Here is a 19,710-nt window from a genome sequence, read left to right as displayed (position 1 = left end):
ATCCCCAGCAAAGTTCTGATAACGTGCGTCTATCGATTGCAGCCGGTATGCTTGGCCTGCACCTCATGGACGCCCGCTATGACTCTTACAGAATTACGCTACATCGTGACCCTCGCCCAGGAACAGCACTTCGGCCACGCGGCCGAGCGTTGCCACGTCAGTCAGCCGACGCTGTCGGTGGGCGTGAAAAAGCTTGAAGACGAACTCGGTGTGCTGATTTTCGAGCGCAGCAAGAGCGCCGTGCGCCTGACCCCCGTGGGTGAAGGCATCGTCGCCCAGGCCCAGAAGGTACTGGAACAGGCACAAAGCATTCGCGAACTGGCTCAGGCCGGCAAGAACCAGCTGACTGCACCGCTCAAGGTCGGCGCCATCTACACGGTCGGCCCCTACCTGTTCCCGCACCTGATCCCGCAACTGCACCGCGTCGCGCCGCAGATGCCGCTGTATATCGAAGAAAACTTCACCCACGTGCTGCGTGACAAACTGCGCAACGGCGAGCTGGACGCGATCATCATCGCCCTGCCGTTCAACGAAGCGGACGTGCTGACACTGCCGCTCTACGACGAGCCGTTCTACGTATTGATGCCGGCCTCCCACCCGTGGACCAAGAAAGACAGCATTGATGCCGGCCTGCTCAACGACAAGAGCCTGCTGCTGCTCGGTGAAGGCCACTGCTTCCGCGACCAGGTGCTGGAAGCCTGCCCGACCCTGACCAAGGGCAACGACGGTGCCAAGCACACCACGGTGGAATCCAGCTCCCTGGAGACCATTCGCCATATGGTCGCGTCCGGCCTGGGCATTTCGATCCTGCCGTTGTCGGCGGTAGACAGCCATCACTACGCCCCCGGCGTGATCGAAGTGCGCCCACTCACGCCACCGGTGCCCTTCCGCACCGTGGCCATCGCCTGGCGCGCCAGCTTCCCGCGGCCCAAAGCGATCGAGATCCTTGCCGACTCGATCCGCCTGTGCTCGGTGGCCAAACCGCCTGCTGCGAGCTAAGTAACGGTATGACAGAGCTGTCGCAGGTGCCGGTGACGGCACTCAAGGGTGTCGGTGAAGCCATGGCCGAGAAACTGGCCAAGGTCGGCCTGGAAAACCTTCAGGACGTGCTGTTCCACCTGCCGCTGCGCTACCAGGATCGCACCCGCGTCGTGCCCATCGGCCACTTGCGTCCCGGCCAGGACGCGGTGATCGAAGGCACCGTCAGCGGCGCTGACGTGGTGATGGGCAAGCGCCGCAGCCTGGTGGTGCGCCTGCAGGACGGCACCGGTGGCCTGAGCCTGCGCTTCTATCACTTCAGCAATGCGCAAAAGGAAGGCCTCAAACGTGGCACCCGCGTGCGCTGCTACGGCGAGGCGCGGCCCGGTGCCTCGGGCCTGGAGATCTATCACCCGGAGTACCGCGCCATCACCGGCGACGAACCACCGCCGGTGGACACCACCCTCACGCCTATCTACCCGCTGACCGAAGGCCTCACCCAGCAACGCCTGCGTCAGTTGTGCATGCAGACCCTGACGATGCTCGGCCCGCAAAGCCTGCCCGACTGGCTGCCGCTGGAGCTGGCGCGCGATTACCAACTGGCGCCGCTGGCCGATGCGATTCGCTACCTGCACCACCCGCCGGCCGACGCCGATGTCGACGAACTCGCCCTCGGCCATCACTGGGCGCAGCATCGCCTGGCCTTCGAAGAATTGCTGACCCATCAACTGTCCCAGCAACGCCTGCGCGAAAGCATGCGCTCGCTGCGCGCGCCGGCGATGCCCAAGGCCACACGCCTGCCCGCGCAATACCTGGCCAACCTGGGCTTTGCGCCCACCGGCGCCCAGCAACGGGTCGGCAACGAAATTGCCTACGACCTCAGCCAGCAGGAACCCATGCTGCGGCTGATCCAGGGCGATGTGGGCGCGGGCAAGACCGTGGTCGCCGCGCTCGCCGCGTTGCAGGCCCTGGAAGCCGGTTACCAGGTCGCGCTGATGGCGCCGACCGAGATTCTCGCTGAACAACACTTCATCACGTTCAAACGCTGGCTCGAGCCGCTGGGGCTGGAAGTGGCGTGGCTGGCCGGCAAGCTCAAGGGCAAGAACCGTGCGGCCGCCCTCGAGCAAATCGCCGCGGGCGCGCCCATGGTGGTGGGCACCCATGCGCTGTTCCAGGACGAAGTGCGGTTCAAGAACCTGGCGCTGGTGATCATCGACGAACAGCACCGCTTCGGCGTGCAGCAGCGCCTGGCCCTGCGCCAGAAAGGCGTGGGTGGGCGCATGAACCCGCACCAGTTGATCATGACCGCCACGCCGATCCCACGCACATTGGCCATGAGTGCCTACGCCGACCTCGACACCTCGATCCTCGACGAACTGCCGCCCGGCCGCACGCCGGTCAACACCGTGCTGGTCACCGACACGCGGCGCGTCGAAGTGATCGAACGCGTACGCGGCGCCTGCGCCGAAGGCCGCCAGGCGTACTGGGTGTGTACGCTGATCGAAGAGTCCGAAGAGCTGACCTGCCAGGCCGCCGAAACCACCTATGAAGACCTCACCAGCGCCCTTGGCGAGCTCAAGGTCGGGCTGATCCACGGCCGTATGAAACCGGTCGAAAAAGCTGCGGTGATGGCCGAATTCAAGGCCGGCCACCTGCAATTGCTGGTGGCCACCACCGTGATCGAAGTGGGGGTGGATGTGCCCAACGCCAGCCTGATGATCATTGAAAACCCCGAACGCCTGGGCCTGGCCCAACTGCACCAACTGCGCGGCCGCGTCGGCCGGGGCAGCGCCGCCAGCCATTGCGTGCTGCTGTATCACCCGCCGCTGTCGCAGATCGGCCGCCAACGGCTGGGCATCATGCGCGAAACCAACGACGGTTTTGTCATCGCCGAAAAAGACCTCGAGCTGCGCGGCCCGGGCGAAATGCTTGGCACCCGCCAGACCGGCCTGCTGCAATTCAAGGTCGCCGACCTGATGCGCGATGCCGACCTGTTGCCCGCTGTGCGCGATGCGGCGCAAGCCCTGCTGGAACGCTGGCCGGAGCATGTCAGCCCGCTGCTCAACCGCTGGCTGCGGCATGGACAGCAATACGGCCAGGTCTGACGCCCTCCCCCCTGTAGGAGCGAGCTTGCTCGCGAAAACCACCCTGACGACGCGGTCATCCAGAATGCAAGCGTTATCGTTAACGATTTTCGCGAGCAAGCTCGCTCCTACAGGGGCCGCGCACCCGATCACAAACCAAAGTTAGTCAACCAACAGGTGTAACAAGCTGGTTATACTTCGGTGACTGTATGAAATTGGATCAGGCCATGTCAGAAGTCGCCCTCGCTACAGCCCCACTGACCGCCCCGCCGGTCATTCGGGCGCTGCTCGCAAAGCTCGCCATTCCCTACACGGAAGTCATCGACCAGCCTGGCCTGAACCCTGCGCGAAAGGTCCAGGCGGTACTGCTCGAAGATGCCGTCGGCGCGCTCATGGTGCTGTTTCCCCAGAGCCAGTTGCTCGACCTCAACCGCCTTACCGAACTCACCGGGCGCCGCCTCACGGCCGTGGCGCCGGAGCGCGTCGAGCGAATAATGGGCAAGCATGAACTGAGCCTGCTGCCGGGCCTGCCACCGCTCACCAGCTCGCCTTGCCTGTATGAAGGCAGCCTGCTCAACGAGCCAAGCCTATTGGTGCATTCGGGCGAAGCCGGGTTGCTGCTGGAAATTGCCAGCGAGCACTTCAAGAGCATGCTGACCAAGGCCAGCGCCGCGCAGTTCGGCGAGCCGCTGAGCAAGATTCGCCCCAACCTCGATCGCCCCAATGATGACCGTGAGGAAATCACCCAGGCGATGCAGGCCTTCACTGCCCGCCGTATTCAGCAACGCCTGGAAGCGACCATCGAGATTCCGCCGCTGGCCGATACCGCGCAGAAGATCATCAAACTGCGCGTCGACCCCAACGCCACCATCGATGACATCACCGGCGTGGTGGAAACCGACCCGGCCCTGGCCGCCCAGGTGGTGAGCTGGGCGGCGTCGCCCTACTACGCCTCGCCGGGCAAGATCCGCTCGGTGGAAGACGCCATCGTGCGCGTACTGGGCTTCGATCTGGTGATCAACCTGGCGCTGGGCCTGGCCCTGGGCAAAACCCTGAGCCTGCCCAAGGACCGCCCGCACCCGTCCACGCCGTACTGGCACCAGTCGATCTACACCGCCGCCGTGATCGAAGGCCTGACCCGCGCCATGCCCCGCGCCCAGCGCCCGGAAGCCGGCCTGACCTACCTCGCCGGCCTGCTGCATAACTTCGGCTACCTGCTGCTGGCCCATGTTTTCCCGCCGCACTTCTCGCTGATCTGCCGGCACCTGGAGGTCAACCCGCACCTGTGCCACAGCTATGTCGAGCAACATTTGCTGGGTATCAGCCGCGAGCAGATTGGTGCGTGGTTGATGCGCTACTGGGACATGCCGGACGAGCTGTCCACGGCCCTGCGTTTCCAGCATGACCCCACCTATGACGGGCAGCACGCTGAATACCCGAACCTGGTGTGCCTGGCCGTGCGCCTGTTGCGCAGCCGGGGGATTGGTTCCGGGCCGGATGAGGCGATTCCGGATGCGCTACTGGCGCGTCTGGGCTTGAGCCGGGAAAAGGCTGAGGAAGTGGTGGGCAAAGTACTCGATGCGGAAGTGCTGCTGCGCGAACTGGCCTCCCAGTTCAGCCAGGGCTGAATCGGTAGCCTGTAAAACCGCTATCGGGGGCAAGCCCCCTCCCACATTCGCCTGTATTCCACAGTTGGAACCCGGTCAAATGTGGGAGGGGGCTTGCCCCCGATAAATCCAACTCGGTTCCCTGAAAGCCTACTTTTTTCTTCGGCTTGGCTGGCGCAAAGCCAAACAACTGTCCGTTCGGCCAGGTACTGGGAAAACAGAAACGTCTTACAAGGCGCTGAGGTTGCCCCTAGGACACTCAATCTCTAGTCTCCGTACATCGCTGCACACGCAGCGGTCGGGCGTCGCGGCCCGGATTGATTAAGCATTGCCTCTTTTCAGTTGACGCTTTTTTATCGTCTACTGTGCGGCGCTATGGTGGCTGTGCGCGGGATACCTTCTGGTATGCCGGCTTCCTTAATCTCCGGTCCGCGAACCTGCGCACAGCTGCCACCCTCCATCGCATCGCGGCGATCAGTGGCAGCTCCACCTAGATTAAGGAACTTCACAATGATCAAACCCACCCCAAATCCCCCCATGCGGCTATTTACCGTGGCCGATGGAATCAGCACTGAAGATCTGTTGGTCAACCTCAGCGAAACACTCGCCTCGGCCAATGCGCTGAGTTGCGACCTGGCCTTTGACCTTGAAGGACCGAAACGAGAGGAACTGCTGGGCGTCACGCAGTTAATCGAACTGGCACAGTTGCTGGCTGATCGAGTACTCACGGTCTCGGGGCAAGCTGAACTGGGCTAATTGATCAAGTTCTGATCGTTCCCACGCAGAGTGGGAACGATCAGGCCTACTTCTTTTTCTTCGGCTTCAAATACTTGGTCAGCCCCTGGAACCAGATCACCAGCGCCGGGTTGCCCTTGATCTGGATCGACTTGTCCTGAATCCCCGTCATGAACGCCAGTTGCTTGTTCTTCGCCTGCATCGTGGCGAAGCCGTAGGCGGCATCCTTGAACGCAATCGCAAACGCCGGCGTCGGGTGTACGCCCGAGTGGCTGGTGATGCGCTGGTCCTTGACGATGAAGTGACGGGCAACCTTGCCGTCGAGGGTCTGCAACTGGAAGGCCAGGTCTTTGTCACCCAGCTGTTGCTGGAAGGCGGGATTGGTGCGGCTGGCTTTGCCCATCATCAGGCCCAGCACCCACAGGAGAAGACGAAATTTCATGCACACGGCCTCGGTGTAATTATTAAGTGGCCGCAGCAGTGTAACGATTTGCAGGAGGAACGCCACCGATCTCGCGCTTTAGCGGGAGATCGGTTGGCGTTTAACGCTTATAGCAACATGTTACTTAAACGTTAGGGCAAGGCACCGGTGCCCAGTCGGCCAGGTTCGGATCGCGGCAGCTGCCTTCGAGTTGAGCCTTGCCGGCGCTGGCGACCTGCTTGCTTTCAGCTTGCTTGGCCTGCACGGTCTGGATGCTCTTCTCGGTGGTCACCGCTTCTTGTGGCACCACTGGCAGCACTTTCTTTTTCGCCGGCTTGACGACTTTCTTGCCTTTGGCCGGCGGCGCGACCGATGTGGTGTCGGCAGTGGCGACGGTGACTACGTCATTACGCTGCACGCCAACCTGCTGCAGGTCTTTCTCGTAGGCCTGGGTGTAGTTGTTCAGGTCTTCGCTGGCTTTGCCGTTGACTGCAACAATCAGGTCGTTGGATTCCTTCAGGCCGGCCACGATTTCCGCCAGGCGCTTGCGGCCTTCGGTGTCGTTGACGGTCTTGGCCTTGCGGTCTGTCACCAGCTTGGTGAACGCGCTCTGGTAGCACTGCTGCGAAGCCTTGGCATAGGCGGTGCTGCGGTCGATGTCAGAGGCGCTTTTGTTAAAGTCGGTGGAGTAGGATGCAATGCGCTGATTGTCATCGGCGATCTGCTTCTGACGCTCGGTGTAGTAGCCCGCCGCGCCACCCGCCAGGGCACCGCCCGCTGCGCCGATAGCCGCGTTGCGGCCGCGCTTTTCCTTGTCGCCGGTCAGGGCGCCGAGCAATGCACCGCCGGCCGCACCGATAGCGGCGCCGGTCACGACCGACTTGGTCATGTTCGAATCGGTAGCGCGCAGGTGCTGCACCGGCTCGTAGCAGTTCGGGTAGTACTCAACCTTGGTGCTCGACGCGACCTTGGACGAAGGCGACGTAGCGCAACCGGTCAACACGGTGCTGAAACCGGCCGCGATCAGCAGCAGGTGACGCTTGGAAACCGACTTACGGGAAAAAAGCATAGGTGTGATCTCTATTAAGTGTTGACTTGCCCAGCACGGCCCACCGCCGTCTGAGTCCCTTCCAAGCTCGCCGGACAGCCAACGATCAAGACCGCTGACCGCTCGCTGCGAGCAATTCCTTCAAGATCGTTGCCGGGTCGGCCCGCTGTTGCTTGCGGTAGTTGCCGACATGGCGAACGAACAGTGTTGCGCGCGTCACCAGGCTCTTGCCGAGCACCGGCTTGCGATCCAACTCTTCCTTGATCCGTTGAAACTGGGCCTGGATCACCGCATCGGTGTAGCGCGTGCCGGTGGCCAGGTTGTCGATATAAATCGCCACCGCGCCCTCCAGCGCGCTGCGCCCGTTGGCAATGGCCATGTCGAATAATTGCGCGCTGGCCGTGTCCTTGTTATCCACAGCCTGCTGGCGACTTTTCTGCAGGTTGGCCAGGCGGATGTTGTAGTTGCTGATGGTCTCGGCCACCAATGCCGCAGACTGGATCAGGTTGCCCGCCGCTTCTTCGCGCTGCTGGGCGATCAGCGAAACGTTGCGCTTGAGTTCTTCGTTGACCAGCCCCAGTTCAGCCTGCAGCTTGGGGTCGACGCTGGCGGCAATGATGCTGTCCAGGCGCTTGGTCGGGTCCTGGGCGTCGTCGATAGCGTCGGTCAGCGAGGCGAGGCGGCCTTCTTTCTGCCACTGCGCGAACAGCTCCTTGTAGCGCGAACGCGGCGCCGACAGCGCGCCAATCGCCACGCGAAACCCGGTGGTCTCGTTGCTCTGCTCGGTGCCGTCGGCGGCAAACAGCGGGTACTCGCGGCGCATGCCGGTGAATAACGTGCCTTCACCCTCCAGGTAATTGCCGCCCTTGACCACGAAGCCGCCATAGGTGCCCTGGCGGCGCCCGGCGTGCACCAACTGGAAGGACTCTTGGACCATTTCCGCCGCATTGCCGATCACGTCGAACATACCGATCGGGTTGGGCAGTTTGGTGCCGATGGGCATCAACCGCGCTGCCTGCCCGGTGCCACCGGCGACCTGGTTGAACACGGCGTAATCGCCCAGTGGCCCGTCGCTTTCACTGCCCTCGACGCGGCGTGGGAACAGACGCCCTTCCAAATCCTGGCGACTCACTGCCTGGCCACCGCGCGCGGCGAACTCCCATTCCACTTCGGTGGGCAGGCGCACAAAGCCCAGGCCGCCGTCTTCGGCCGAGTCACCGCGACCGCTCACCGGCAGCAGCTCGCGGTGGTATTTCATCAGCCAGGCGCTGTACACCGCCGAGAACCGCTCGGCCTCGAAACGCGACAATTTCACTTTGGGCAAACGCCCGGCCATGCCCTCAGGCGCATCACAGGCCGGGACCGGCTCGCCGCTGGCCAGGGACTGCGCCTGGGACATCACCTGGGCGTACTGGCGGGCCGTCACCTCGTACTTGCCGATGAAGTACAGCATGGGCTTGAGCGGGGTCTTGGCGTCGGTCTTCGGCATCAGCGGCGCGATGACCTTGCTCCAGTCCTTGGGCAGATCCTTGAGGGTGAACTGGCCGTTGATGAAGTCGCGCCGGTAACCGGAAATAAACGACTGCTGGTAGCCCGCCTCGCCTTCGGCAAAGGGATAGCCGAGGCTGACCTCGCGGTCGTCCAGGGTGCCCTGGGCCAATACATAGGCGTAGCGAAACACCATCTGGCCTTCGCACGGCAACGGCAGGCTCACGTCGTCCGGCAACGGCTTGGGGTTGTCGAGCTTGTCGCTTGCCTCATCGGCCCAGGCCAGCGAGGCCAGGCTCAGCGCCACACAGGCGCCCAGTAACTTAAACATCTCTGATTCCTTCAGAAGCCTGGATACGCGCCACTCGCCAACCCCCACAGGCCGCCGCCAAGGCGCTGACGCCGAGCACGGCAAGCAGGGCCAGGCCGTAGTGACGCGCCAACAGATGACTGGCGTACTCGCCCGGCACCTGCACGAATAATCGGTTCAAACCCGCTTCGGCCAGGCCATACAGCCCGGCACTGAGCACGGCGGCAACACTCGCGCTGTAGAGCGCCTGCAGCATCACGAACAACAACAGCGCGGCGGTGGAAAATCCCAACAGGCGCAACACTGACAATTCCCGACGCTTGCGCGCCACCGCCGCCAACGCGCCGGCGAAGATCGCCGCAAACGCACCGGCCAGGGCCAACCCGCAAATGATCCAAAAGACGATCGACAGGTTGCGACTCAACGACTGCACCTGGGCGATGGTCTGCGCCTGGGTCGACACCAGCAGATTCTGCCCGGCGAAGTAGAGGCGCAGCGGTTCAACGTCAGTGAGCGCGCGCGCATACAAGCGAAACGCCGGGTACACCCGCTGCTCACCCACCGCCACGGCGTCACCCTCCCATCCCAACGCCGGCACTGCGCGACCATCGCGATAATCTTCCACCGCCTCCAGCAACGCCAGGTCCGCAAACAGCCCGTCACGGGCGAAGGCTTCCAACGGCAATACCGCCCGTACCAGCACCCGCACTCGCTGGGCCTCGACGCGCCCCGCCAGTTGCCGCGTAAAGCGCACCTCCAGCCAATCGCCGGGCCGCGCCGCGAGCTTCTCGGCGGCGGTATGGCTGAGCACAATCTGGTCCAGGCCCTCAGGTATCGGCAAGCCGGCCAGCAGCGGGTCGCCCGACGCGGTCGGCAGCATTTCCAGGACCAGGGCGCCCACCTGCGCGGTCGCCGCAATCTGCCGCGTACGCGGTATGGCAAATGCCACTTCGCTGCGCTGCCCTAGCTGCTCGACGAAAGCGCTGCTGAATCGACCGCCGCCCAACGGAATAATTTCACGGGTTGCGGGGTCGGTCTCCAGGCGTTGGGTCAAACTGCCAACCAGTCCAAATTTCAGGCCAAATAACACCAGCAACGGCGCGATGACCGCCACCAGCGCCAGCACCGAACAGGCCGACAGCCACGCATCGTTGCGGTAGTCCTGCCAGGCGAGCGACGCAACCAGGCCGATGCGCATCAGCAGGCCTCCCCGAGCGTCGCCGTGACACCGCCGTCGGCATCGCGACGGCAACCGATGCGGCGCACCTGCAAGCCACTGGCGCGGGCCAAGGGTTCGTCATGGGTGGCGATCACACAGGCGGCGCGGTGTTCACGGGCCTGGGCCAGCAGCGCCTGCATCACGCGCTCGGCATTGAGCGGGTCGAGGGACGCCGTCGGCTCATCGGCCAGCACCAGCTGCGGCGCATGGGCCAGGGCGCGGGCGCAGCTCACGCGTTGGCGCTGGCCCACCGACAGCGCCGCCGGGCGCTTGTCCAGTTGATCGCCGATTTGCAGCTGCTCGGCCAGGCGCGTCACGCTGCCGTCGTCCTTCAAACCCAGCAACTGCCGGGACAAGGCGATATTGCCGCGCACATCGAGAAACGCCAGCAGCCCGCCGGTTTGCAGCACATAGCCCAGATGCCGGCTGCGCAACCGGGCGAGATCGGTTTGCCGGTCGGCGCGCCACAGCCCATCAATGTCGACTTGGTTGAATTCGAACTGCCCGATCCGGTCCGGCGCCAGCACCAGCGCCAGCATGTCCAGCAAGGTGCTCTTGCCGCAGCCGCTGGGCCCGACAATCGCCAGTTGCTCACCCGAGCGCAAGTGCAGCGCCGGAATCACCAGGCTATAGCGCTGGCTGCCGACGCCCCGGCTCTTGTGCACCGCGTTCAGGCTCAGCATCACGGCAGCGTCGACAACGGTACGCGGTACAACGCATCGCCAGGTTCCGCATCACCGAACCGCACCCAGTTGGCCAGGTCATTGTGGAAGGTTTCGTAGAGGCGGATTTTCGAATCCAGCTCGTCGATAAAATCTTCCTGCTCGGCCACGCTCAACGACAACCACAGGTCCTGGGTCATGTTCAGCGATTTGCTGCGATACGGCAGCCCCTCCAGGTACTCGCCCAACAGGCCGCCGTCGGCCAGGTTGCCGCCCTTGCGCAGCGCTTGCGGGTCACGGCTCATATAGGCCGAGGCGCTGGCGATTTCCTGGAAGAAGTCCTTGGGCGAGCTTTGGGTCTTGCGCGCCGCATCGACAATCAATTTCAGCGACTGCTGCAAATCGTTCAGCTGCAGTTTGGTCAGCATCACGCACACCTGGAACGCCGGCAGCGCCGGGTTGGTCAGGTCGCGGTCGGCGGTCCAGGCGCTGACCAGTTGCGGGGCCTGGCTCGCGGTCTTGCGACCGAGGAAGTCCATGTGCATCGCATAGCCGACCGCTGCGGACTTGTCCGCCAGGCTCGGCGCGGCACTGAGCAACGGCACCGGCTGCGGCGTGTTGCTGCGCACTTGGTGCACGAGGTTGGCGAACACCGTGCCGATCTCATCGACGCGCTCGCCCAGCTTGCGCACATCGCCACCCGGCACCGGCGTGTACAGGTCGCCGATCTGCGGGTTGGCGTCGGCGGTCAGGACGCGATACTGGCTTTCGGCGCCAGCGTGGGTTTTCTTGCCGGCATCGGTGCGCAGGTGCAGCGCGTAGATCTTGATCTGCTTGCCCAGCGCCGCCTGGCGCACTTCGGCTTCGTTCATCTGGGTGGCCGCGAACGGGTCGTTCTTACGCAATGCACCGGCATCGGAGACCAGCAGGATGATGCGCCCGCCGTAGCCGGACCAGTCCATGCCGTCCACCGCCTGCATCACTCCGGCGAACGCGTCTTCGTTGAACGAGTGGCTGGACACGGTCGAGGCCTTGACCTGCCGCGCCAGGTCGAGGAAGCGCTGCGGGTCGCGGCCCTGGTCGAGGGTGATCAGGGTCTTGGCCACGTATTCCAGGCCGGGGGTTTTCTTGATGCTGTTGCGAAAGCCCACCAGGCCGAAACTGACGCTGTCCAACTCACCGCGCTCGGCAATGCGCGTTTGCAGTTCGTGCACCACGTCACGCACCTGGTCGATATAGGGCTGCATCGACACGGTGGTGTCGACCACCAGCACCACGGCGGTACGGAAAGCGTCGGCATGGGCACTGATTGCGGGCGTCGAAGGCTTGGCGACTGCGCTGCTGCCAGGGTCGATGGAGGCGACATTGAGCAACTGCACCGGCTGGCCGTTTTCGTCGAAGCTCTCTTTGGAATCAAAGATCGGCAACAGGTAGAACTGGTTTTGCGGCACCGCGCTGGCGGTGGGTTCCAGGGCCAGGACTTGCTGGTTGTCCTCACGGTTGTTCTGCGCCTTGGCCAACGCGCTTTTCGCCGCAGCCGGATCGGCCAGCAGTTTTTCCACCTCGCCGGACTGACGCAGGAACATCACTGGCGCACGCCCCGAGCGTTCGGTGAACTTGAGCACCAGGCTTTGTTTCCAGTCGCTGACTTGGGAGGCCGGCAACCAACCGTCGCTGCGCCCATCGGTGGCGGCGCCGACACGCACCCAAGGGCTGCCGTCGATATCCTTGCGCTGGTACACATAAAGCACCGAAAACGCTGGCAAGGCTTTGCCCGGCGCGCTGCCCGCCTCGTTGGAAAGCTTGGCGCCGGGCTTGCTGAGCACGCGCTGGAACAGGGTTTTCTTGCCTGCCATCAGCAACGGTCGTTGACCACCGTCCACTTCAGCGACGGCCACGGGCGGCGTCACCTTGGGAACTACGGCAGCCGGTGGTTGGGCAGGCTCATCGCTGCCGCTCAACCACCAATAGCTGGCACCACCAATGGCCAATGCCACCGCAACAGCCACGGCGGCCAGTGCCAACACCGGCCCACGGCGCTGTTCGGACGGGGCGTTGTGCTGCGTTGGCGTCACGACCGGTTGGCGCACTATCGGCTGCGGCTGCGGTTTGTCGGTGGGTATGTCGACGGTGACAGGCGTGATGCCGGCCAGGTCAAAACTCAGTGGAATCGGCAGCGGCCGCACCAAGGTGGCCTCCGGCGAGTCCGCCGGCAGGTTGTCCAGGGCCCGCACTAATGCGTCGGCATCGGCGAAACGCTCCGCCGGGTCCTTGGCCAGCAACTTGCGCAGCACTTGCTGGTAACGGCCGTGGTGCACCGGCAATTCCGGCAACGGCTCAGTCAGGTGCGCGAGTGCCGTGGAAAGCGCATCGGTTCCACGGTAGGGCAACTCGCCGACCAGAATCTCGTACAGCACCACCCCCAGCGCATACAGGTCGGCGCGCCCGTCGATCTCCTGGCCGCGTGCCTGTTCCGGGCTCATGTAGCTCGGCGTGCCCACGGCGAAGCCGGCCTGGGTGAATTGGGTGCGGTCGTCCAGGGACTTGGCGATACCGAAGTCCGACAACACCGCCGTGCCATCGGCGCGGAACAGGATGTTCGCCGGCTTCACGTCGCGGTGCACCAGCCCCTGGGCATGGGCATAACCGAGCGCCGAGGCGATCTGGCGGATCAGCGTCACGCCCTGCTCCGGAGTCAACCCGGCGGCGATGCGTTCTTTGAGCGTACCGTTGGGCAAGTATTCCATGGCCATGTAATACAGCTCACCGACATTGCCGATGTCATGGATGGTCACCGTGTGCGGGTGCGACAGGCGCGCCAGGGTCTTGCCCTCGCGCAGGAAGCGTTCGCAGAACGTCGGGTCGGCCGCCAGGGCCGCCGCCATCACCTTCAACGCCACCTTGCGTTCCAGCGAGCGCTGGGTCGCCAGGTAGACGTTGGCCATGGCGCCTTCGCCGATTTCGCCCTCGATGGCATAGCCCGGGATCTCGATCTTCATGGCGAGACCTTCACGACGATCGTGGTGATGTTGTCCGGCGCGCCGCGATTGAGCCCCAGGTGCACCAGGCTGCGCACGATTTCATCCGGCGCGTCATGGCCGAGCACTTCGCCAATCTCATGGTCCTCGACGGTCTTGGTCAGGCCGTCGCTGCACAGCAGGTAGCTGTCGCCGGGGGCGATCAACAGCTCCACCGACGCCACGTTCAGTTGCGCTTCCACGCCCACCGCGCGGGTGACGATATTGGCCCGTGGGTGCACGCGGGCATCGGCTTCGCTGAGCAGGCCGCTGTCCTGCAGGTCCTGCACATAGCTGTGGTCGCGCGAGAGGCTTTCCAGCTCACCGTCGCGCAGGCGATACAGGCGACTGTCGCCGGCCCACAGGCACACCCCGCGCAAGCCGCGCGCAGCCAGCACCACCACGGTGCTGCCCATCATGGTCACGCCACGGTTGGCGGTTTCTTCGCGTACCGCCGCGTTGATGCGGATCAGGTCGTTGCGCAGGGCCGCCGCGTACTCCTCAAGGGAACGCCCCACCGGCACCGCACGCAGACTGTCGACGATCAGGCTGCTGACATAATCACCCGCCGCGTGCCCGCCCATGCCATCGGCCACCACCCACAGGCGGTTCTCCGGCAGGTCCAGGCACGCGTCTTCGTTGACCTGGCGCACCATGCCCACATGGCTTTTGCTCGCGGATTTGTACGTCGCCCCCATCTACACCACACCTTCTTGTCCGAGCAGAAACTGCGCAAAATCGTTGGCGGCAGGCAAGCCCTGACACCGTAATAAACCGGGAGAAATTCGCTGCGAACCCCGGCCCCACCACAGGCTGGCACCTTCGCAGGCCTGTTCGGCCAGCGCCGCCATGCGCCCATGGGGCACGGTGGCGGCCACGCGTTGCAGGCCGGCGAAGCGGCTGTCGAGTGCGCGCGGCTCGGTCGCCGGCACGCCAAGGCGGTCGAGGCCGGCGCTGAAACCTTCAAAGGTCGCACCGCTGTCCAGGGTGCCGAGCAGCAGCTCCTCGGCCTGCTCGAACCACCCATCCGGCCCGCCCACCAGGGAGGCGGGGTTGGTGTCGTAATCAAGCAACGCCACCACGGCCAGGGGAAAATACCGCCCGACCCGGTCGATACTCGGCATCACCACACCCGCCGCCGCGTCCGGCCCGCACACCCCGGGCGCCAACACAAAGCGCCACAGCGGGCTGACCAGGTAGGCGTTGAGCCAGTCACCGCCCAAGCTGTTCTGGCTGGCGAGCAACCCCGCCGCCAGCCAGCTGTCCCACGGGCCAACAAAACTCTGGGGCAAGGCGCGACTGACAAAATCCCCGCGACTGGCCAACTTGCCGTAGAAACCCAGTGTCGTCATAGACGCTCCGGCAGGCTGAAGCCGCTGAGCACGCGGCTCTTGAACGGGTTGAAGGCACTGTTGGCGCGCAGCTCGTAGGCAATGCTCGCACCGTCGACCCGCAGGCGCAGGTTGAAGCGGTCCGGCGAGTTGCCGGGGGTGAGGTCCGATTGCTCCAGCAGGCGGAACCAGGCCCACGGCCCGTCCAGCGTCACACCGGAACGCCCGCTGGCCGCCGGCGGCATGATGGAAATACGCACCACGCCAATGCTGCCGGGGTTCGGCCATTGCATCGCCACCGGGCGGCTCGGGCCGTGGTCGTAGCTCAGTTGCTGGCCGTCGAGGTCCAGCAGGAACTGGGTGATGGTCGGGTCCATCGACACGGGCTTGAGTTCGAAACGCACGATGGGTTGGGTGCCCCCCGACCGGAAGAACGCGTCACGAATCGTCGCGGCACGCTGGAAGGTTTGCAGCACACCGGGTGCAATCCCCAGCTTCTGCGCCGCGCCCGGTTGCCAGCGCCAGGTCTGCGCCGAGGTATCCACGTAGGGCTGCAGGTACTTGCGGAAATAGTTGTCCATCACCCCGCCGACGCCGAAGAACTGGCCGAAGTCATCCAGGGTCGCGTCCCGCGCACTGCCGGGCGACATCGGGTAGCGCCCGGCCAGGGACTGGCGGTACACGTTGACCACTTCGCTGACCCAGGCCGCGTTCAGCTGGTTACGCACCCCGCCCATCATGCTGTTGGTGGTGGAATTGACCACTGACTTGACCATGCCCTGCACCAGCGGCGGCTGGCGCTCGGCATTCAGGCTGACCCGCGTGGCCGCAGCCGCCGCCTGGTTCTTCGCCTCGCCGAGCAGCGCATCGCCGCTGGCCCCAACCATGGCGCTGACCTGCACATACAGCGCATTCATGTCCGACAGCAGGCCGTCGATGGCCGCCGGTTCGCCTTCGTTTTTGCTGACGATGCTGTTGAGTTCGGCAAAGTGTGCGGTGACCGGATCATCCGCCGCTGCGGGCGCGCTGGCGCTCGGTTGCTCCTGGCCCAGCAGGCTGCCCAGGCGCTCCTTGAGCTTGTCGACGCCGCCCTCCACCGGCACGCCCTTGGCGGCCAATTGACGCTCTTCGGCTTGCAGGTCGGTTTCCCTGGCCACCGCCACCAGCAGCTTTTTCAGCGGCGAGGTGGGCCCGGAAATCACCCGCAGTACATCGGCCGCCTGGGCCACGCTGGTGATCGGCACAAAGTCGATATCGGCGAGCAACGCGTCCCACTGGCGCTGATAGTCCTGGAAATACAGGCGGCGCACATCGGCGGCCAGGCTCACCACATTTTGCTGATCGGCCTGTTCCTGGCCCAGTACCCACTGCTCTTCAGCCAGGGTGCCGGTCTGGTTCAGGCTGCTCAACAAAAACGCCTGGCGGTAGCCCTTGGCGGTGAAAAACCCGCTCAACGGCTCGCCCAACGGCTTGCCGCTCTTGCGGCTGAACACCAGCGCGGCATCACGGCCGGCCGCTTCGTTGAGGCGAAAGTCCGCAATACCTTCGGGCAGCTTCTGGCGCTTGACCCTGTCGTAGACTCGCTGGGCCACCGGCAGTTGCTGCAGCTGGCGGCGCAGGTCGTCGATCAGCCGTGGGTCAAGACGCGCATTCGGTGGATGGCGGTCAAACAGTGCCTGCAAATGCCCGGTCAAGGCCTGGCGCTGATCGGCCGGCAGATCGCGCGGCAGGTTGCGGTCCCAGTCGAGGGCGATCCAGGCCTTGATGAAGTCCGGGTCGTAATGCTCGTTGTCGGCCAGCATCAGGTAGGCCTTGAGGCCTTCATAAAGGAAGTCCGAGTTGCCGCCGCCGTGCAGTTGTTCTTCGATGCGCGTGACCAGGCGCGGGGCGAAGACCGCGATCAGCAGCTTGCGATAGACGCTCGCGGACTCGGCTTCGAGCATGTCGCCCTGATAGAGTCCCAGCCCTTCGGACCAGTTTGGCGAATCCCCGGCCAGGTGCTTGACCGCGTTGAGCAAGGGCAGCACGGCCAATACGTCACGTTGCGCCGGACTCAGGTTCTGCACGGTCTGGCCCAGGGGGGCGACCTTCTGATCGACCTGGGCGATATACGCCTGATTGGCGCGATAACTCACCCACCACAGGCTGCTGACCACCACCACCAAGGCCACCGTCGCCGCGAGCACACCCCGGGCGATCCACTTGCGGCGGCGCTCGACTTTCGGATTCACCCCCACCAGGCCACGTTCGGCAAACGCCACGGCGGTGAAGAGTTTTTCGATGAAGTAACTGCGCCCGGTGCCGCTCTGGCGCGCCAGGTGCTGGCGATCCAGGTTCATGCTCTGGGCCATGGTGCCGATCAGGCGGTCAATCGGGCTGCCTTCCTGGGTGCCGCTGGTGAAGTAAACGCCGCGCAGCAGCACGCGCTCTTCAAAGGCATTGGGTTTGAATACACCTTCAAGGAAGCTCTGCAGGCAGTCTTTCAAAGCGCCGAACTGTTGCGGAAAACCGTAGATCAGATCGCGGCGCGCCGGGTCGCGTTCCTGTTGCAGACGTTCCACCAGACGTTCGTTGAGGCGCTGCTCCAGGCCGGCGAACTCGCTTTGCAAGTGCGCCAGCGGGCTGTCGCCGTGCTTGCCGTCATCGAGGGCAAAGGTCATGCCCCACACCTGGGCGCGCTCTTCCTTGCTCAGGTTGTCGAAGAACTCCATGAAGCCCGGCACCAGGTCGAGTTTGGTCAGCATCAGGTAGATGGGGAAACGCACGCCCAATTGGGTGTACAGCTCCTGGATGCGCAGGCGAATCGCGGCGGCATGGGCGGCGCGCTCGGCGTCGGTGCCCAGTAGCAGGTCCGACAGGCTGATGGCGATGAAGGCGCCGTCGATGGGCCGACGCGAGCGCTGCTTTTTCAGCAGGTCGAGAAAGCCCAGCCACGCGGCCTTATCCACCGTGGAGTTGCTGTCCTGGGTGGTGTAGCGGCCGGCGGTGTCGAGCAGGACGGCCTGGTCGGTAAACCACCAGTCGCAGTTGCGCGTGCCGCCGACGCCGCGCACCGCCCCCGCGCCCAGCTGCGCAGCCAGGGGAAAGTGCAGCCCGGAATTGACCAGTGCGGTGGTCTTGCCCGAACCCGGCGGGCCGATGATCACGTACCACGGCAGCTCATACAGATTGCGGCGCTCATCGCCGCCGAGCTTGGCTTTCTTGAGCAGCGTGAGGGCTTCGTCCATGCGCTGGCGCAGGGTCGACAGCTCTTCGGCGGTGGCGACGCTATTGGGGTCGGCCGGGGTTTCGGCGGCCAGGCTGCGCATCACTTCAGCGGCCTGGCGGCGAGCCTGGATGATGCGCAATACGCGGTAGGCAATCCACAGCGCAAACACCAGGATGATCAGCGCCCAGCGGCGTCCCTCGGGCACCAGCACGTCGAGCAACGGCCCGACAAACCAGATGATCAGGCCCAGGGCGATCAACCCCAGTACGGGAATCACCCAGCGAATCATGAAACTGAAAAACGCCTTCACTCGACGCCCTCCGCCAATACGGTGATTTCAACCCGACGATTGCGGGCACGGCCTTCGGCAGTACTGTTGGTCGCCAACGGCTCGGTGTCGCTGCGGCCTTCGGCGCTGAAGCGCTCGGCCTGGCCGGTCTTGGCCGCGAGGATCTCCAGCACCGACTTGGCCCGCGCTTCGGACAGCGCCCAGTTGGACGGGAAGCGCAACGTCGCAATCGGGCGGTTGTCGCTGTGGCCGGTGACCCGCACCTGGCCCTTGACCTTGCGGATGGCGTCGGCAATGCGCAGCATCAGCGGCTGGTAGTCATCGACGATGCTGGAACTGGCGGACGCAAACAGTTCATCGCCACGAATCGTCACCACAGAGCGGTCCACCTTGTCTTCCACGGCCACGCGCCCGGCCTTGATGTCTTCGGCCAGAAAGCCGGCCAGGCGCGGGCGCTCGATCACTTTCGGTTGCGCCACCGGACGGTCGATGGCCTGCACCGGGATCTCGCCCAGGGCATGGATATTCTTGAACACCGGCTCCGCATCCGACGCCAGCTTCATGCGCAGGCCAAACAGCAACGCCAGCAGCAACGCCAGGCCGATCGCCACGGCGATCCACGGCGGCATGAATTGCGCCAGGCGATCCCGCGCCACGCTCACGCCGCGCCAGTGCGGCGACAGCTCACGCTCGTGTTCGCCACGGGCACTGCGAATCGCCGCAGCGGTGCGCTCGCGCAAGGCTTCCAACTGGCTGCGCCCGTCAGTCATCACGCGGTAGCGGCCCTCAAAACCCAGGCACATGCACAGGTACAGCAGCTCCAGCAGGTACAGGCGTTCCCGTGGGCTTTGCAGGCAATGGTCGAGCAGCTGAAAGACCTTTTCACCGCCCCAGGCTTCGTTGTGCACGGTGATCAGCAAGCTCTGTTTGCCCCAGTCGCTGGTACTGCCCCAGGGCGTACTCAGCACGGCTTCGTCAAGCGCTGTGCACAGCGCGTAACGGGCCAGCAGCACTTCGTTGCGCGCCACGCCGGCGGCTTCGGCGCGCTCTTCGAATTGGCGCAGATAGGCCAACAATTGCGCACGCAGGCTGGCCGGCGCCGGGTGCGCGATGGTGTTACGCAGGCGCGTCAGCAAGGCCAGCAACGGGCCGGCGGCGCTTTCCAGCGGGTTGAGGCCCTGGCTTTTGCCGGTGAGCATCGGCGCGGCCGGCATCGACAAAGGCGCAGGCTCCGCGCGCGCAGGTTCCGGCGCTCGGCCGCCCGGGCGCGGCATGAACTGAGTGCGGTCATCATCATTGGGATGCATCGCGGA

At 64.5% G+C, this 19,710-nt stretch carries 14 protein-coding genes; 4 read left to right on the top strand and 10 right to left on the bottom strand.

Translation table 11 applies throughout. The features are described from left to right. Positions 1-78 precede the first annotated feature (78 nt). From TU82_RS11385 to TU82_RS11370, 4 genes are all read left to right on the top strand, one after another. Positions 79-999: a hydrogen peroxide-inducible genes activator gene (locus TU82_RS11385; protein WP_057723306.1), complete on the top strand. Its 921-nt coding sequence runs from the start codon at positions 79-81 to the stop codon at positions 997-999. Between the two features lie 8 nt (positions 1,000-1,007). After that, on the top strand, positions 1,008-3,083 hold the full coding sequence (recG, locus tag TU82_RS11380) for an ATP-dependent DNA helicase RecG (protein ID WP_057723305.1): 2,076 nt from the start codon (positions 1,008-1,010) through the stop codon (positions 3,081-3,083). A 206-nt stretch (positions 3,084-3,289) separates the two neighbouring features. After that, positions 3,290-4,690 (top strand): aminoacyl-tRNA deacylase and HDOD domain-containing protein, encoded by a 1,401-nt coding sequence (locus TU82_RS11375; protein ID WP_057723696.1) that lies wholly within the window; start codon positions 3,290-3,292, stop codon positions 4,688-4,690. 489 nt (positions 4,691-5,179) lie between these two features. After that, positions 5,180-5,425, top strand: a complete 246-nt coding sequence (locus TU82_RS11370) for a DUF6124 family protein (protein WP_057723304.1) — start codon at positions 5,180-5,182, stop codon at positions 5,423-5,425. Positions 5,426-5,471: 46 nt separating this feature from the next. Here TU82_RS11370 and TU82_RS11365 read toward each other — a convergent pair whose 3' ends face one another. The 10 genes from TU82_RS11365 to TU82_RS11320 form a co-directional block, all read right to left on the bottom strand. Further along, positions 5,472-5,846, bottom strand: a complete 375-nt coding sequence (locus TU82_RS11365; RefSeq protein ID WP_057723695.1) for a hypothetical protein — start codon at positions 5,844-5,846, stop codon at positions 5,472-5,474. A 124-nt stretch (positions 5,847-5,970) separates the two neighbouring features. Continuing rightward, positions 5,971-6,894 (bottom strand): type VI secretion system-associated lipoprotein TagQ, encoded by a 924-nt coding sequence (gene tagQ / locus TU82_RS11360; RefSeq protein ID WP_057723303.1) that lies wholly within the window; start codon positions 6,892-6,894, stop codon positions 5,971-5,973. A gap of 85 nt (positions 6,895-6,979) precedes the next feature. Next, a complete protein-coding gene (locus TU82_RS11355; RefSeq protein ID WP_057723302.1) occupies positions 6,980-8,692 on the bottom strand; it encodes a formylglycine-generating enzyme family protein in 1,713 nt (570 codons plus the stop codon). Beyond that, on the bottom strand, positions 8,685-9,869 hold the full coding sequence (locus TU82_RS11350; protein WP_057723301.1) for an ABC transporter permease: 1,185 nt from the start codon (positions 9,867-9,869) through the stop codon (positions 8,685-8,687). Before TU82_RS11350 ends, TU82_RS11355 begins: the two co-directional genes overlap by 8 nt. Beyond that, a complete protein-coding gene (locus TU82_RS11345; RefSeq protein ID WP_057723300.1) occupies positions 9,869-10,573 on the bottom strand; it encodes an ABC transporter ATP-binding protein in 705 nt (234 codons plus the stop codon). Before TU82_RS11345 ends, TU82_RS11350 begins: the two co-directional genes overlap by 1 nt. Continuing rightward, positions 10,573-13,551, bottom strand: a complete 2,979-nt coding sequence (locus TU82_RS11340) for a serine/threonine-protein kinase (protein WP_057723299.1) — start codon at positions 13,549-13,551, stop codon at positions 10,573-10,575. Before TU82_RS11340 ends, TU82_RS11345 begins: the two co-directional genes overlap by 1 nt. Further along, entirely contained in the window at positions 13,548-14,267 is a 720-nt protein-coding gene (locus tag TU82_RS11335; protein ID WP_057723298.1) for a PP2C family protein-serine/threonine phosphatase, read from the bottom strand. The genes TU82_RS11340 and TU82_RS11335 overlap by 4 nt, the downstream gene beginning before the upstream one ends. After that, a complete protein-coding gene (gene tagF / locus TU82_RS11330; protein WP_057723297.1) occupies positions 14,268-14,921 on the bottom strand; it encodes a type VI secretion system-associated protein TagF in 654 nt (217 codons plus the stop codon). Beyond that, a complete protein-coding gene (tssM, locus tag TU82_RS11325) occupies positions 14,918-18,418 on the bottom strand; it encodes a type VI secretion system membrane subunit TssM (protein WP_057723296.1) in 3,501 nt (1,166 codons plus the stop codon). Before tssM ends, tagF begins: the two co-directional genes overlap by 4 nt. Continuing rightward, positions 18,415-19,704 carry a DotU family type VI secretion system protein gene (locus tag TU82_RS11320; RefSeq protein ID WP_057723295.1) on the bottom strand — a complete coding sequence of 430 codons (1,290 nt, stop codon included), beginning with the start codon at positions 19,702-19,704 and terminating at the stop codon, positions 18,415-18,417. Before TU82_RS11320 ends, tssM begins: the two co-directional genes overlap by 4 nt. Between the last annotated feature and the right edge of the window lie 6 nt (positions 19,705-19,710).

Origin of the sequence: Pseudomonas orientalis, from assembly GCF_001439815.1 — a bacterium.
Lineage (GTDB): Bacteria > Pseudomonadota > Gammaproteobacteria > Pseudomonadales > Pseudomonadaceae > Aquipseudomonas > Aquipseudomonas orientalis.
This window is presented reverse-complemented; position numbering and strand designations above follow the sequence as displayed.

Coding starts and splice junctions, on each gene's coding strand:
- TU82_RS11385 (WP_057723306.1), top strand. CDS start 79: ATGACTCTTACAGAATTACGCTACATCGTGACCCTCGCCCAGGAACAG.
- recG (WP_057723305.1), top strand. CDS start 1,008: ATGACAGAGCTGTCGCAGGTGCCGGTGACGGCACTCAAGGGTGTCGGT.
- TU82_RS11375 (WP_057723696.1), top strand. CDS start 3,290: ATGTCAGAAGTCGCCCTCGCTACAGCCCCACTGACCGCCCCGCCGGTC.
- TU82_RS11370 (WP_057723304.1), top strand. CDS start 5,180: ATGATCAAACCCACCCCAAATCCCCCCATGCGGCTATTTACCGTGGCC.
- TU82_RS11365 (WP_057723695.1), bottom strand. CDS start 5,846: ATGAAATTTCGTCTTCTCCTGTGGGTGCTGGGCCTGATGATGGGCAAA.
- tagQ (WP_057723303.1), bottom strand. CDS start 6,894: ATGCTTTTTTCCCGTAAGTCGGTTTCCAAGCGTCACCTGCTGCTGATC.
- TU82_RS11355 (WP_057723302.1), bottom strand. CDS start 8,692: ATGTTTAAGTTACTGGGCGCCTGTGTGGCGCTGAGCCTGGCCTCGCTG.
- TU82_RS11350 (WP_057723301.1), bottom strand. CDS start 9,869: ATGCGCATCGGCCTGGTTGCGTCGCTCGCCTGGCAGGACTACCGCAAC.
- TU82_RS11345 (WP_057723300.1), bottom strand. CDS start 10,573: ATGCTGAGCCTGAACGCGGTGCACAAGAGCCGGGGCGTCGGCAGCCAG.
- TU82_RS11340 (WP_057723299.1), bottom strand. CDS start 13,551: ATGAAGATCGAGATCCCGGGCTATGCCATCGAGGGCGAAATCGGCGAA.
- TU82_RS11335 (WP_057723298.1), bottom strand. CDS start 14,267: ATGGGGGCGACGTACAAATCCGCGAGCAAAAGCCATGTGGGCATGGTG.
- tagF (WP_057723297.1), bottom strand. CDS start 14,921: ATGACGACACTGGGTTTCTACGGCAAGTTGGCCAGTCGCGGGGATTTT.
- TU82_RS11320 (WP_057723295.1), bottom strand. CDS start 19,704: ATGCATCCCAATGATGATGACCGCACTCAGTTCATGCCGCGCCCGGGC.